Source organism: Streptomyces sp. UG1 (assembly GCF_049974585.1).
Classification (GTDB): Bacteria; Actinomycetota; Actinomycetes; order Streptomycetales; family Streptomycetaceae; genus Streptomyces.
Genome location: NZ_JBNGGG010000035.1, coordinates 51,188 through 65,126, shown reverse-complemented (window position 1 = coordinate 65,126; position 13,939 = coordinate 51,188). Strand labels below are relative to the sequence as shown.

The window sequence follows — 13,939 nt, the reverse complement described above, 5'->3', positions numbered from 1 at the left end:
AGTACGTGCCGCATGTGCGTAACAGCGTGTAGTCCCGGCCACAACCTCGTTTGTCCGAGGATGTCATGTCCTTCCCCCACTCGCATGATGGAGCCGACCGCAACAACCTCACGCTGAGGTAGGGGGATTCACACACATGCGCACGCGTTCGATTCTCGGTACGGCGGCTGCCGCCGCAGGTCTCATGGTCGCGGCCCTGGCCCCCGGCGCCAGCGCCGCGGAGGCTCCGGCGTCGGCCAAGGACGGCCAGACGGTGGCGGCCAAGTCGCCGACAGTGTCACCGTCCGCGCCGTACACGTACGTCAAGAAGGGGAACAGCACCAACTGCGGTTCGGGCAATCTCTGCCTTGCCGTGAACGACCCCACCAGGCCCGACACGTGGAAGGTGTTCAAGCTCTACACGTGCCGCACCTACTCCCTGTCGTACTGGAACGGGACCGGCTACTACTACAACAACCAGACCGGCAGCCGCGCCACCGCAACGTTCTACGGCTCCAGCGGCAACGTGCTGAAGAACGTCCCGATCAACGCCAGTGGCCAGTACAACTGGTCTCCGGTGTGGAAGATCCGTAACTGCTACTGACACTGCCCAAGCGTGTCGATCATGTGATCGAGAAACTACAGCCTCCCGTACGGCGTTTCACATTCGTACGACGACGAGGGCGCCCGGCGACCAGACCGCCGGGCGTTCGTCATCAGACCGCCTTGACAAGGGGATGGCCCACGCATGATCACACTCACTAAGGAAGACGGACCGGCAGACCTGGACGGCGTGACCCACATGTCCATCGGGGTCTCCTGGGACCCCACCGTCGGCGCCAGCGGCGGGGTGCTGGGCAAACTGCGCCAGAAGAAGGGCACCGACCTCGACCTGATCGCCATCGCCATGCATGACGGGGACCCGGTGCGCCTCGCGGGTCTCGACTCCCTCGACCCCCTGGGCAACGGCTCGATGGTCCACAGCGGCGACAACCAGACCGGACACGGGGACGGGGACGACGAGACGGTAACCGTCGAGTTCGCCTCGCTCCCGTCCAGCATCACGTCGATCGTGTTCGTGGCCGCCGCGTACAAGAAGGGCAGTTCTTTCCAGAAGGCACGCAACATCAGCTTCAAGGTCTATGACGCGACCGGAGGCAGCTCTCAGCAGGTCGCCGACATTTGGCCCAGCCTGCTCACCCAGGACAACGCCTGCGCAGTGGCCAAGGCGATAAGGGCCGGCGGCACGTGGAAACTCGAAGTGATCAATGAAACGGGGAAGATCAAGCAGGGTGACGAGCACGCCCTGATGCGCTTCGCCGTCAGCAAGTAGCAGTCTCCCGTACTACAGCGAAGGGCGCCCCGCGGAGTACATCCTGCGGGGCGCCCTTCGTCAGCGGCCCGGGTCGACGGCTCCGCCTCCGGCTTCACTCCTCGACGAACAACTCCTCGGCGCTCGTCACCGTCAAGGAGCGGTCGACCCAGGTCTCCAGCACCTCAAGGTCGGCGCATGCCATGACCCGCTCCCGGACGGACTCGGGGACCTCGACACCCCGCGCGCCAAGAACCCGAAGGATGGCCTTGGCCTCACCCTTCGCCTCACCGTCGGCATGGACCTCGCGCCACGCCTCCTCCATCACGCTGCCGCCGCCGGGGAAGTTCGGGGTGTAGACGGCCATGAGTTCCCTCCAGTGTTCGCGGCCGGGACCTTCGTCCAGACCGATCTCGACGTACTCCGCCCAGTCCGCGTTGGGCCCCAGCACCGGCGCCACCGCGTCCAGTATCGCAAGGATGCCCGGGTCCTTGGCGTTAATGAGGATGGAGAAAGTGGTGAGGGCCAGGTCCTTCGCCGCCTCCTCCGGGTCGGTGATCGGACGCACACCGATCGGCCCGAGAACCAAGGGAAATACCTCCATGCTGGTGTGGAAGCTGCACCCGATGCGGATGGGTTCCTCCGCCCACGCCGCCGTCTTCTTGTCCCGGCACACCACCACCAGAATCGGCGGCAACCGGTACTTGGCGTAAATGTGAGCCAAGTAGTACGTCCAACTGTTGTGCTTACTCGGGTCCGGCTTGGTCTGCGACTCGACAGCGAGCAGAAACCCGCCTTCGTCGTTGGCCGTACGGACCCGGAAGAACTGTCCACCCGGCGCTCCAACGGCCTGATCTCGGTGAGATCGGTGTCGAGCGGCTCGATCGAGCTGTACTCGGGGAACTTGACGCCCGTCTCCGGCACGAGGCGGGCTAAGAGATCCGGCTCCTGTCGGAAGATCCGATGTATGGCGTCATGCTGTGAACTGACCATGCGACGGAACGTAATCGGGCGAACACACGTCCCGCGACCGTTCGGCCGCATGATCAGCCGTACGAGTGAACATGCCGCTGGCAATTTCCATTCGGGGGCTGGGCGATCAAGCCGCCGCGCAGCTCACCACCGGCACACCCCCACCCCCAGGCGCCCCACCGAACCCGAAGCTCGCCGAACCGCCCACCGCCACCGACCCGTTGTGCGCGACGTTGGACGCGGTCACCGTCGTTCCGCTCTGCGTGTACGTCGCGTTCCACATGGACGTCACCCGCTGGGACCCGGACCAGGTCCAGGTCACCTTCCAGGAGTTGACCGGCGTCGTCCCCGTATTGGTCACCTTCACCTCGGCGTTGAAGCCACCACCCCAGTCGCTGCTGACGGCGTAGGCGGCGCTGCAGGCAGCCGTACCGCCGCCCGGGTCGGGATCCGGCTCGCCTCCCCCGCCTCCGGGAAAGCCCGGCGCCTTGATGCTCGCCAGGTAGCCGTCCTTCACCGTGTCCACCGTCGTCCAGTCGTCCCGAAGGATCCCGCCCGTGTCACCGGAGTTGGGGTTCCACGACCAGAACGTCCAGTGGAAGGAGTCCGCGCCGTACACCGACGTCGAGCGCAGATACGTCACCAGCGCCGCCAGCCACTTCTGGTCCACCGTCGACTGGAGGGTCGTACCGAACTCGCCGAGCCAGACCGGGGCGATGTCCTGCTTGAAGATGTAGCCCCAGTACCGGTCCCAGACGCCGGGCATGTTGTCCGGGAAGGACGGGTCGCCGAACCAGGGCTGCTGGGCCACGCTGGTCGCGTAGTCATGGGCCGAGTAGACCAGCCGGTTCGGGACGTCGAGCCGCACCGGGTGCTGGGCCACGCCCATCAGGTTGCCGCCCCACCAGCCGTTCGCGCCGTCGTACGACTGGACGCCCTCGACCATGATCAGGAGGTCTGGGTTGACGGACAGGACCGCGTTGCCGGCACGCTCGGCCGCCAGGCGCCAGTCCCTCGCCGTGTCGCCGCAGCCCCAGCAGGCGGGATCGTGCGGCTCGTTGTGCAGGTCGATGCCGATGACCGTGGAGTCGCTCCGGTAACGCTCGGCCAGTGTCTTCAGGTTGGCGATCCAGGTCGACTCCGGCACCGAGGCCGTGTACCAGAGCGCCGACTGGCCGCCCGCGTCCGGCCGGTGCCGGTCCAGGACGATCTTCAGGCCGACCTGACCGGCGTACGCCACGATCCTGTCCATCACCTGCAAGGACGTCAGCCCTCGCAGATCGGCGTTCTTGCCGTCGGCGAAGTTGATGCTGTCCGGCATGGTGCCGGGCCGCAGGATGTCGTCGCTGAAGGGGAGGCGGAGGGTGTTGTAGCCCAGCGACTCGATCTGGTCGAGCATGCTCTTGTAGTCGCGGGTCCACAGGCCGTGGACGACGTGGTTGCCGGTCTCGAAGCCGAACCAGTTGATCCCGGCGATCCGGACCGGCTGCCCGGCCGCGTCCAGGATCCGCCGGCCGCTGGTGTGCCAGTAGCCGGCGCCCGCCTCGGCGGCCGGTGCGGCGCCGGGCCCGGCGGCGTGGGCCGGCTGCGCTCCGGCCCCGGCCAGCGGCAACAGGAGCGCCGCGGCCACCACGCACAGCGCTCTTCGCAAGCTGCGGAACATGTCGCTGCTTCCTCTCGGAGGCGCGGGCCCGGAACGGATGGGAGCGCTCCCACCTCCCGCACCTCCATGGAAGTCGGGTCACATGAACACGTCAAGAACTACGGCGGCTTTACGTTTACGACGTCACCGGCTCAGCTTCTGGAACCTGCGCACCGCCAGCGGCAGGAAGATCGCCGTCAGGATCACCGGCCACACCCCGGCCATCAACAGCGCGTGCTGCTCGACCCAGGAGTCCCCGGCCACGACCCCGGCCGGCACCCCGAACAGCTCGCGGGTGGCCGCCGCCGTCGAGGAGATCGGGTTCCAGGCCGCCACCCAGCCGAGCCAGTCGGGCATCTGCACCGGCGCGACGAAGATGCTGGAGATCATCGTGATCGGGAAGGCGACGGCGAACAGGCCGCCCGCGGCCTCCGGGTTGGGGACCAGCAGGCCCAGCCACACCCCGATCCAGATCAGCGCGAACCGCAGCCACAGCAGCAGACCGAAGGCGCCGAGGAAGCCGAGCCCGCCGTCCGGCCGCCAGCCCATCGCGAAGGCGGTCAGCATCATGATCGCCAGCTCCGCGCAGGCGGCGAGCAGATCGGTGATCCCGCGCCCGGCGACCACCGCGGAGGAGGCCATCGGCATGGAGCGGAAACGGTCGATCACGCCCTTCGTCGAGTCGTAGACGACGAGTGTGGCGGTGTTGATGAAGCCGAACGCCATCGTCATCACGAACATGCCCGGCATCAGGAAGGGCGTGTAGTCCCCACCGCCGGGCGGCTTCATCGCGCTGCCGAAGACATAGCCGTAGAGCAGGACGGACAGGATCGGGAAGCCCAACTGCCAGGCGATGTTGATCGGTTGGCGCTGGTAGTGGGTCAGGCCGCGGCGGACGATGTTCCAGACGTCGGCGAGGGTCCAGTACAGGCGGCCGCGCTCGGCCGGGACGGTCAGGTCTACGGCGGTCATGCGACGGCCCCCTTCGCGGTCTTCTCGGCCTTCGCGGCCTTCGCGCTCTGATCGGTCTGATCGGTCTGCCCGTTCTGCCCGGCTTTCTCGGTGCGGTGTCCGGTCAGGCGCAGGAACACGTCGTCGAGGCTCGGCCTGCGCAGCCCGATGTCCTCGACCTGGACGCCCTCGTCCTGCAGCGTCCGCGCGACCTCCGTCAGGGCGAGGACCCGGTCGACGACCGGAGCGTGCACCCGCGACTCCTCCTCGTCCGCCTCGGGTTCGCCGTCCGAGACCCGGGCCACGGCCTTCACCACACGCGGGATGTCGGACCGCTCGGCGACCACGACCTCGATACGGTCGCCGCCGACGAGGCCCTTCAGTCCGTTCGGGGTGTCGTCGGCGATGGCCCGGCCCTGGTCGATCACGGTGATGTGCGAGGCCAGCTTGTCGGCCTCCTCCAGGTACTGGGTCGTCAGCAGTACGGTCGTGCCACTCGCCACCAACGCCCGTACCGATTCCCAGACTTCACCCCGGCTGCGCGGGTCGAGCCCCGTCGTCGGCTCGTCCAGGAAGAGGACGGCCGGGGCGAGGATCATCGAGGCGGCGAGGTCGAGGCGGCGCCGCATGCCGCCGCTGTACTTGCCGACGCCCTTGTCGCCGGCGTCGGTCAGGTCGAACTGCTCCAGCAGCTCGGTGGCGCGCAGCTTGGCCCGCCTGCCGCCGAGGTGGAAGAGCCGGCCGAACATCTCCAGGTTCTGCCGGCCGGTGAGCACCTCGTCCACCGCGGCGTACTGCCCGGTGAGGCCGATGCGCGCCCGCACTTCGCGCGACTGCCGGGCCACATCCAGGCCGGCCACCGTCGCGCGGCCGCCGTCCAGCCTGATCAGCGTGGACAGGATGCGTACGGCGGTGGTCTTGCCCGCGCCGTTCGGCCCGAGCAGGCCGTGCACCGTGCCCTCGCGGACGGTCAGGTCGAAGCCGTCGAGCGCGCGCTTCTCGCCGTAACGCTTCTCCAGCCCCTCGGCCCGTACCGCGTATCCGTCGTCACCCATAGGTCGGGTCCCCCTCTCCATAAAGCGATCCACAGACCGATCCATAAATCGATCTACAAATCGATCCACAAACTGAGTACAGCGTACCCGATTGCGAGTACACCGTACCCAGTTTTTTCCCGAGGACTTAAGCTGAGTCACATGACGAGCGGCAAGGGCGGCACCAGCGGTACGGAGACCAGCGGCAGCGGCGACATCGTCCGCACGCTGGAGCTGCTGTGGGACACGGGCCGGCGCCCGAGCCGGGGGCCCAAGCCGACGCTCACCCTGGACAAGATCGTGGAAGCGGCCGTCCGGGTCGCGGACGCCGAGGGCCTGGAGTCGGTGTCCATGCGCCGGGTCGCCGCCGAGCTGGGCACCGGCGCCATGTCGCTGTACCGGTACGTCCCCGGCAAGGCTGAACTGCTCGACCTGATGCTGGACCGCGTCCAGCGCCCCTCGGAGAACCCGGCCGACCTCGGCGACGGCGGCTGGCGCTCGGCGCTGGAGGCGCTGGGCCGCGCGACCCTCGACCTCTACCGCCGCCACCCCTGGCTGCTCCAGGTCAACCAGTCCCGCCCGATCCTCGGCCCGAGCGCCCTGGACGGCATGGAGAAGGTGCTCTCACGCATCCGTCCGATGGGCCTGCCCGACGTCGAGCTGGTCTCCGCGATCATCATGATCGACGGCTATGTGGTCGGCGCGGCGCGCACCCAGCTCTACCACCAGGAGGCGGAGCGCCGGACGGGACTGACGGACACGGAGTTCTGGGCGGCGCAGGCCCCCATCCTGGAGGAGGTCCTGGCGACCGGGCGCTACCCCCTCATGGCCTCCCTCGACGAGAACACCTGGGGCCCCGACTTCGACCACTTCGAGTTCGGGCTGCAGCGGATCCTGGACGGGCTGGAGGCCTTCGTCGCCCGACGGACGGAGGGTCAGGGCGGGAAGGGATGACAAGCGGGCCCGGCGGTGCCTCCATGGAGACATGAACCCTCCGCGCACCGAGCCCGCCGTCCCCGAGCTCGCCCCCTTCGTCAAGCAGTGGGCCGTGCTGCTCACCAGCCATCGCGGGGACGGCACGGGCGTCGGCACCCCCGTGAACATCGCCGTCGACGGCGACCACGCGTACTTCCGCACCCCGGGCAAGGCGGGCAAGGTCAGACGCCTGCGCCGCGATCCCGGGATCGAGGTCGCCCCCGCCACCTTCCGCGGCCGCACCACCGGCCCGGAGATCCACGCCCGGGCCCGGCTGCTGGACCCCGGCAGCGCGGAGGACCAGCGCGCGGCGAAGCTCCTGCGCCACAAGCACCCCGTCCTGCAGGGCGTGGTGGTACCCCTGACGCACCGGCTGATGGGGACGGCGACACTGCACTATGAGGTACGGCCGCTGGAGGGTCCCGCTCAGGGACAGGGCCAGATGCGCTAGGGCGTCGGCTCGGCGACCATGGCGATCCAGCTCAGGACGGCCACGGGGAGGGCGACCACGACGGCGTAGCCCACCCGGTCGGCGACCTTCTGGCGCCGGGACGGCTCGCGGCGGTGGGACTCGCGGCGTGCGGCCTGCCCGCGCGGCTTGATCGCCTGGTACGCGAGAACCGCGAGGATCACCACGCAGACCGCGACCTGCCAGAGCTCGCCCACGACGCCCCAGAACCCGACCCGCTGAACCGTGTCCGGCTCGATGCCCTGCCGTGCGTCGAACTCGTAGCCGTCGGGGTAGTCGTGTCCGGTGCTCTCCAGGCGCACGTATTCCGCGTCGGCAGCGGTGCCGCCGTCCGGCGTGAAGCTCCCGTGGCAGTCGTACTCGGAGTTCTTGCCGCTGAGGTCGGTGTCGTAGCAGCGCTCCACCCGGTACGTGCCCGCGGTGCCGTAGATCCCGGCCGACAGCGCGAGGTCGGCGGTGGCGGTGACGAACCAGAACGTGCCGACGAGGGCGAGAGCGACACCGCACACCCACCCGAGGACGCGCTTCATCCGCCCACCATGATGTTCGGTTCCCTCTCCAACAGCCGGAAGATTCCGGCCTGTTCGGCAAGCGCCGCGCGCTGCGGACCGGCCTGCGCGCGCTCCTGCTCGTACTTCGCCCAGGGCGTGGGCTGCACGAAGAGCATGGCGTTGCTCCCCGGCACGATCATGACACCGCCGAAGGCCGGGTCACCGGCGAACCAGGCGCCGCCCTCCTCGGCCCCCTTCGGCCAGCCGCGCACCGTCGAGGCGTTGACCGCACGCAGCGACGGGGCACCGTGCTGCCCGCGCACCGAGAGCCGGACGGTGTACACATCGCCGAGGTACTTCCACTCCGAGCTCTTCTTGGACACCCGCGTGCGGTACTCCAGGGGGTAGGTGCGCAGTACCTTCTCGCACACCTTGAGCCGCGACCCGTGGCGCAACCGGAGCAGGAGAAAGATCAGCACCAAGAAGCCGCCCGGGACGGCGAACGCGGGCATGGCGGCGTCATAACCGACCAGGTGCGCCACATACGGCACGGCGAAGAGGGCGACGGCCAGCGTGAGGCGCGTGGCCATGTGCCGGTGGAGCAGCGTGCGGTTGTGTTTGAGCACCTGCGCGGTGTCGGGTGCTATGGGTGGATTGTCCATGAGGAGACGGTTGAACCTTCGTACAAGATCGCGTCCTGGGCCCCGGTGAAGCTATCAGCCCCCGGCTCACCCCCGTCGGAACAGCCGCCGCAGCCCGAACAGGACGACACACGCGACGACCACGGCTAAGGCGCCGACCTTGAGGTTGCCGTCGGGGCCGTTGCCGTCGTCGTCGGAGGAGGCCGAACTGCCGCTGCCGGAGGAGGAGTCGGAGGACCCGGCGGCGGGGGCGTCCTTGGCCACCACCTCGCTGTCGGCGCCTTCGCTGCCGAGTAGGAGTTTGGTGCCGTCGGGGGTGTAGGTGACGGACTCGCCCTGGGTGCCGAGGGGCACGCTGATGCGATCCAGGCGCTTGAGCTTGCCGCCGTTCCAGTCGTACGCGATGCCGCCCAGGTAGCCGCGTACGGCGAGCGTGCCGCCGTCCGGGGAGAAGGCGGCGTCGGTGGCCCACAGGTCGACGGGGACCGTGGGCTTGAAGACGTTGGCGCCCGAGGGGGAGAGCTCGGCCGGCCCCTCGTACAGGTGGCCGCCCTCCTCCTGCTTGTCGATGATGTACACCCGTCCGGTCTTGGGGTGCACGGCCATCGACTCGGCGTCGCGGCTGCCGTCGGAGTACTTCACCACGTACTGCGTGGCCCGGATCGTCTGGTCCTTGAGGGTCTTGGGCTCGGGGAGACGGTAGATCCACACATACGGCCACTGCAGGCCGTCGTTGTCGCCTATGTCGCCGACCCACAGCTCGTTGTTCGGACCCATGGAGATCGCCTCCACGTCCCGCGGGGTGCCGACGCCCGTCATGGTGATCGTCGCGACCGTCTCGCCGGTGCTGCTGTCCACGGCGTAGAGATAGGCGCCCTTGTCCTGGTCGTTGTGCGTCCAGTAGATGCCCGGGTGCTGACGTGAGGCGGCGAGGCCGCTGGACTCCGTGATGCGCGGGTCCTTGATCGTGAAGCCCTCGTCGCCGTCGGCGGCGGAGGCGGGCAGGGCACAGGTACCCACGAGCAGGATCCCGGCGAGAAGGGCGAACGGTCGGCGCATGCCCCAAGACTGCCATCCGCTCCGGCGATTCGGCGGTTCGGCGGTTCGAAGGCGAGGCGGGCGGTGGGGGCGGCCCCTCACAGCGTGGTGCGCTTCACACCCCTCCCGCCCCTACCGCCCGGTAGTGATCGTCCATCATGAGCGGATGCTCAGGTTCATGCCCGTCGGCGACTCCATGACCATCGGCAGCGCCGGCGAACACACATGGCGCTACCGCATGTGGCAGCACCTGCGCGATACGTACGGCGGCCCCTTCGCCCTCGTCGGCCCGCGCGAGACGCTGTACGACAAGGCGACCGACACGCCCACGTCGTACGAGTACGCCGACCCCGACTTCCCCCGCGCCCATCTGGCCGGCTGGGGCGAGGGCTGGCTGCACATGGCGCCGCTGATCGGCGAGGCGGTGCGGTCCTGCCGGGCGGATGTGCTGCTGGTGTCGCTGGGCCTGATCGACCTGGGCTTCTACACGAACGCCGAGCAGACGGCGGGGAACGTGCGGGAGTTCATCGCCGGGGCGCGGGCGGCGAACGCGCGCGTACGGATGGTCGTCCTCCCCGTCATCCCCAACGTGCGCGCCGAGTCGGACGCTCCCTTCGCCGCCGAGGTCGCCCGCTTCAACGAACTGTTGGCGAAGGCGGTGGCCGACCTGGACGAGCCCCGCTCGCCTCTGCTCCTCGCCTCGCCACCCCCGTCGTACGACATCCATCTCGACACCTACGACGGCACCCATCCGAACGCGAACGGCGAGCACCGGATCGCGGAGGCGTTCGCGGAGGCGATGTACCAGGCGTGGGACCTGGGCGAGCCCTACGCGGTCTGACTCCCGACGGCCCGGACGAGACAGTCCGCACAGGGGCGGATGAGCGGGGCCAGGGCGCCGTCCCAGCACTCGTCCCGCTCACCGAGGTGGACGGCGCGGGCGTGCGCGAGGACGGGGCGGTGCTCGGCGGGGAGCCGGGCCAGGGCCCAGTCGGCGGCCGCGTCCTTGGAGCGGACGGTCCCCGTGGCGAGGGTGACCCAGATCCGGGCGAGGGTGAGCAGGACGTTGCGCGTGTCGCTCTCCAACTCTGCGAGCAGCTCCGGCACCGCGGCGACGATGGCGCGCCTGAGGTCGGCGTGCGGGACGGGGTCGAGGAGATCGGCGGGTGGGGGGCCGTACAGCGGGGCGTTCGCGGACAGGACCATCGTGAGCAGCGGCGCGAGGTCCGGGCTGGGCTCGCGGGCCGGGAGGACGCCGCGCTCGTACTCGTCCCGTAGCCATTCGCCGTACAGGAACTCGCAGGTGGGCGGGTAGCGCCAGGGCCGTACATCGTCCTGTACGACGACGATGAGCTCGACGGGCCGGGAGCCACCGCCGGAGACCTCCATCAACTCCCGTACCAGGGCCCGGCGTTGATCCGGCGACATGCGCTCGCGCACGACGACCAGGACGTCGATGTCACTGTGGGGGCGGAGGCCGCCGAGGGCGGCTGAGCCGTGGAGGTAGATGCCGAGGATGGCGGTGCCGAGGGTGTGGTGAAGGACGGGGAGGAGGGCCTGGGCGCCCGGGGCCTGCATGTGAGCTCCCTCTCCGTGACTCGGTCACTGTGCGTATCGTTGTACTGCGCGGCTGCACCTGTCCGTGGGGCAGCCGGGGAGGAGCGCCACGATGACCGTCCTCGAAGACAGGATCGAGATGGCCGACGCCGACGCCAACACCAAGCGCCTGGACGAGTGGTTCGAGCGCCTTGAGCGGATGCCCGTCCCCGAAGGATTCAGGGTCGAGATCGTCGGGGGCAACGTCCACATGACACCGCAGCGGGATACGCACTGGGAAATCATCCGCCGGTTCCTATGGGCCGTCGAGGACAGGTTCGGGAGGAAGGTCAGGGTGTTCACGGACGTCCGCATCGACTTCCCCGGCCACGAGAACGGCTTCTGTCCGGACATCGCCCTACTCAAGGACTCGGCGAAGAAGGACGACACGGGCCACTGGCGTTACCAGGACGTCGAGTTCGTCGCCGAGGTCATCTCCGAGGGCGCCGCCGCCAACGACTACGGGCCGAAGAAGACTGCCTACGCGGTCGCCGAGGTCCCCGTCTACGTCATCGCCGACCCCTACCAGGGGCGCTGCTATGTCTACACCGACCCCAAGGACGGCGACTACGAGGACCGGACGCCAGTGGACTTCGGCACAGACATCGACCTGACCGGCACGGTCGTCGACTTCGTCCTCAAGACCGACGCCTTCCCCCGCGACTGACGCGACCGTCGGGGCCGCCAGGTCCCCCCTCCCGGCGCCGGGAGGGGGGACCAAACGCTCCAATCCGCAGACGCGCTAGAACATGGTGTTGTCGTTCGCCGATGACGCCGGTACGTCCTGGATCACATCCCAGTGCTCCACGATCTTCCCGCCCCGCACCCGGAACAGATCCACGATCGCCTGCCCCCGCTCGCCCGGCGCGTTCACATAGTGGCTGTGGACCGCCACCAGGTCGCCCTCCGCGATCACCCGCTTCGGCGTGACCGTCAGATGCGGGAACGCCTCGAAGAACCCGCCCAGCCCGGACTTCACGCCCGCCACGCCGTCCGCGATCGTCGGGTTGTGCTGGTGGTACTCGGGGCCCCAGTACCGGTCGATCGCGGACAGGTCCTTCTGGACGAGCAGTTGGTCGAACGCCTTGGTGACGAGCCGCTTGTTGTACGCGGTCAGCCACCCCGGCCCCGGCCGCTGGGTCCGCGGCCAACTCTCCGTCGAGAACATGTCGTTGCCGTTCACCGACGTCGCGGGGACCTCCTGCCCGACGTCCCAGTGCTCGGCGATCTTCCCGTCCTGGAAGCGGAAGATGTCGAAGACGGCCGTGCCACGCGTGCCCGGTGTCATCACCACGTTCGAGTGCACCAGCACCAGGTCGCCCTCGGAGATGACCCGCTTGATGTCGTAGGCGGCGTCCGGGAACTGCTGGTGGATCGCGACACCCAGGTTCTTCAGCGTCTCCGCCCCGTCCGGCGCGAGCGGGTTGTGCTGGATGTAGTCGGGGCGGACGTAACGGTCGACGACCTCGGTGTCGCCCTGCTCGAACACGCCCTTGAGCACGCGCTCGGCGACGGCCTTCTGGTAGCCGAGGCGGGCGTGTTGGCCGTAACCGGCGTACCCGACCGAGGCGGATACGGAGGGTGCCGCGGCGGCGGGGACTGTGGCGGCGCCCAGGAGGGCCGCGGAGGCCAGTACGGCCACGAGCGTCCGGCGGACAGGCGTGGTGGGGGGCACGTTGCTCACTCTCCAAGAGATGTCGAGAGATATCGATGGATATTGAAAGTTCAAGCTGATGCTCGCCACAGGAAAGCACTAACTTCCAGTTAGCGTCAAGATCCCTTGCCTAGAGCGCACTCCACGTCGCTAGCGTGCTGACCATGAAGTACACGCAGCTCGGACGCACGGGACTCAAGGTCAGCCGGCTGGTCCTCGGCACCATGAACTTCGGTCCGCAGACGGACGAGGCGGACAGTCACGCGATCATGGACGCGGCGCTGGACGCCGGTATCAACTACTTCGACACGGCGAACGTGTACGGCTGGGGCGAGAACAAGGGCCGTACCGAGAGCATCATCGGCAACTGGTTCGCCAAGGGCGGCGAGCGGCGCGACAAGGTCGTCCTCGCCACCAAGGTCTACGGCAACATGGGCGCGGACGGCGCGGCCTGGCCCAACCACGACAAGCTGTCCGCCCTCAACATCCGGCGGGCCGTGGACGCGTCGCTCAAGCGGCTTCAGACCGACTACATCGACGTGTACCAGTTCCACCACATCGACCGCGCCACTCCCTTCGAGGAGATCTGGCAGGCCATCGATGTGCTGGTCCAGCAGGGGAAGATCCTGTACGTGGGCTCCAGCAACTTCCCGGGGTACAAGATCGCCCAGGCCAACGAGGTCGCCGCCCGGCGCGGCGGCACCATCGGCCTCGTCAGCGAGCAGTGCCTGTACAACCTCTTCGAGCGCCGCGCCGAGATGGAGGTCATCCCGGCCGCGCAGGACTACGGCCTCGGCGTCATCCCCTGGTCGCCGCTGCACGGCGGGCTGCTCGGCGGTGTCATCAAGAAGGAGGTCGAGGGCGGCCGGCGCAGCTCCGGGCGGGCCGCCGACTCCCTCGCCGACCCGGCCGTACGCGCGAAGATCCAGGCGTACGAGGACCTGCTCGACAAGCACGGCCTGGAGCCCGGCGAGGTCGCCCTGGCCTGGCTGCTGACCCGGCCCGGCGTCACCGGCCCGATCGTCGGCCCGCGCACCGCCGGGCAGCTCGAGTCCGCGTTGCGCGCGTCGGAACTGGAGCTGAGCGAGGAGCTGCTGGCCGGGCTGGACGAGGTGTTCCCGGGGCCGGGGCCCTCTCCGGAGGCCTTCGCCTGGTAAGCGCCCCTGGCCCCGAACCGAACGCCGC

At 68.9% G+C, this 13,939-nt stretch carries 16 protein-coding genes; 7 read left to right on the top strand and 9 right to left on the bottom strand.

The window, feature by feature from the left end; translation table 11 throughout:
- The first annotated feature begins 136 nt into the window (after nucleotides 1–136).
- Nucleotides 137–583, top strand: coding sequence for a hypothetical protein (locus ACP4J3_RS34075; protein WP_426540129.1), 447 nt, complete (start codon nucleotides 137–139; stop codon nucleotides 581–583).
- 144 nt (nucleotides 584–727) lie between these two features.
- On the top strand, nucleotides 728–1,312 hold the full coding sequence (locus tag ACP4J3_RS34070; protein ID WP_426540127.1) for a TerD family protein: 585 nt from the start codon (nucleotides 728–730) through the stop codon (nucleotides 1,310–1,312).
- 94 nt (nucleotides 1,313–1,406) lie between these two features.
- On the opposite strand, the gene ACP4J3_RS34065 is transcribed toward ACP4J3_RS34070, so the two are convergent.
- The 4 genes from ACP4J3_RS34065 to ACP4J3_RS34050 form a co-directional block, all read right to left on the bottom strand.
- Nucleotides 1,407–2,015, bottom strand: a complete 609-nt coding sequence (locus tag ACP4J3_RS34065; protein ID WP_426540125.1) for a hypothetical protein — start codon at nucleotides 2,013–2,015, stop codon at nucleotides 1,407–1,409.
- Between the two features lie 375 nt (nucleotides 2,016–2,390).
- Nucleotides 2,391–3,926 carry a cellulase family glycosylhydrolase gene (locus ACP4J3_RS34060; protein ID WP_426540123.1) on the bottom strand — a complete coding sequence of 512 codons (1,536 nt, stop codon included), beginning with the start codon at nucleotides 3,924–3,926 and terminating at the stop codon, nucleotides 2,391–2,393.
- A gap of 123 nt (nucleotides 3,927–4,049) precedes the next feature.
- Nucleotides 4,050–4,877 carry an ABC transporter permease gene (locus tag ACP4J3_RS34055; RefSeq protein ID WP_426540121.1) on the bottom strand — a complete coding sequence of 276 codons (828 nt, stop codon included), beginning with the start codon at nucleotides 4,875–4,877 and terminating at the stop codon, nucleotides 4,050–4,052.
- Nucleotides 4,874–5,911, bottom strand: coding sequence for an ATP-binding cassette domain-containing protein (locus tag ACP4J3_RS34050; RefSeq protein WP_426540119.1), 1,038 nt, complete (start codon nucleotides 5,909–5,911; stop codon nucleotides 4,874–4,876). Before ACP4J3_RS34050 ends, ACP4J3_RS34055 begins: the two co-directional genes overlap by 4 nt.
- 141 nt (nucleotides 5,912–6,052) lie before the next feature.
- Here ACP4J3_RS34050 and ACP4J3_RS34045 point away from each other — a divergent pair, with 141 nt between their 5' ends.
- Nucleotides 6,053–6,844 carry a TetR/AcrR family transcriptional regulator gene (locus ACP4J3_RS34045; protein WP_426540117.1) on the top strand — a complete coding sequence of 264 codons (792 nt, stop codon included), beginning with the start codon at nucleotides 6,053–6,055 and terminating at the stop codon, nucleotides 6,842–6,844.
- Nucleotides 6,845–6,875: 31 nt separating this feature from the next.
- Nucleotides 6,876–7,316, top strand: a complete 441-nt coding sequence (locus ACP4J3_RS34040; protein ID WP_426540115.1) for a PPOX class F420-dependent oxidoreductase — start codon at nucleotides 6,876–6,878, stop codon at nucleotides 7,314–7,316.
- On the opposite strand, the gene ACP4J3_RS34035 is transcribed toward ACP4J3_RS34040, so the two are convergent.
- The 3 genes from ACP4J3_RS34035 to ACP4J3_RS34025 form a co-directional block, all read right to left on the bottom strand.
- A complete protein-coding gene (locus tag ACP4J3_RS34035; RefSeq protein WP_426540113.1) occupies nucleotides 7,313–7,864 on the bottom strand; it encodes a hypothetical protein in 552 nt (183 codons plus the stop codon). The two genes, ACP4J3_RS34040 and ACP4J3_RS34035, sit on opposite strands and share 4 nt — an antisense overlap.
- Nucleotides 7,861–8,487 (bottom strand): hypothetical protein, encoded by a 627-nt coding sequence (locus ACP4J3_RS34030; RefSeq protein ID WP_426540111.1) that lies wholly within the window; start codon nucleotides 8,485–8,487, stop codon nucleotides 7,861–7,863. Before ACP4J3_RS34030 ends, ACP4J3_RS34035 begins: the two co-directional genes overlap by 4 nt.
- A gap of 66 nt (nucleotides 8,488–8,553) precedes the next feature.
- Nucleotides 8,554–9,525, bottom strand: coding sequence for a WD40 repeat domain-containing protein (locus tag ACP4J3_RS34025; protein WP_426540109.1), 972 nt, complete (start codon nucleotides 9,523–9,525; stop codon nucleotides 8,554–8,556).
- A gap of 145 nt (nucleotides 9,526–9,670) precedes the next feature.
- On the opposite strand from ACP4J3_RS34025, the gene ACP4J3_RS34020 reads away from it, so the two are divergent.
- Nucleotides 9,671–10,345, top strand: coding sequence for an SGNH/GDSL hydrolase family protein (locus ACP4J3_RS34020; protein ID WP_426540107.1), 675 nt, complete (start codon nucleotides 9,671–9,673; stop codon nucleotides 10,343–10,345).
- Here the strand turns inward: ACP4J3_RS34020 and ACP4J3_RS34015 are convergent.
- Nucleotides 10,333–11,082 carry an aminoglycoside adenylyltransferase family protein gene (locus tag ACP4J3_RS34015; protein ID WP_426540105.1) on the bottom strand — a complete coding sequence of 250 codons (750 nt, stop codon included), beginning with the start codon at nucleotides 11,080–11,082 and terminating at the stop codon, nucleotides 10,333–10,335. The genes ACP4J3_RS34020 and ACP4J3_RS34015 overlap by 13 nt on opposite strands.
- A 91-nt stretch (nucleotides 11,083–11,173) precedes the next feature.
- Here ACP4J3_RS34015 and ACP4J3_RS34010 point away from each other — a divergent pair, with 91 nt between their 5' ends.
- Nucleotides 11,174–11,767 carry a Uma2 family endonuclease gene (locus ACP4J3_RS34010; protein ID WP_426540103.1) on the top strand — a complete coding sequence of 198 codons (594 nt, stop codon included), beginning with the start codon at nucleotides 11,174–11,176 and terminating at the stop codon, nucleotides 11,765–11,767.
- 75 nt (nucleotides 11,768–11,842) lie between these two features.
- Here the strand turns inward: ACP4J3_RS34010 and ACP4J3_RS34005 are convergent, their stop codons facing one another.
- The gene (locus ACP4J3_RS34005) at nucleotides 11,843–12,775 is read right to left on the bottom strand and encodes a nuclear transport factor 2 family protein (RefSeq protein ID WP_426540101.1); all 933 of its coding nucleotides are present in this window, start codon (nucleotides 12,773–12,775) and stop codon (nucleotides 11,843–11,845) included.
- A 143-nt stretch (nucleotides 12,776–12,918) separates the two neighbouring features.
- On the opposite strand from ACP4J3_RS34005, the gene ACP4J3_RS34000 reads away from it, so the two are divergent.
- Nucleotides 12,919–13,911: an aldo/keto reductase gene (locus ACP4J3_RS34000; protein WP_426540099.1), complete on the top strand. Its 993-nt coding sequence runs from the start codon at nucleotides 12,919–12,921 to the stop codon at nucleotides 13,909–13,911.
- The last annotated feature ends 28 nt before the right edge of the window (nucleotides 13,912–13,939 follow it).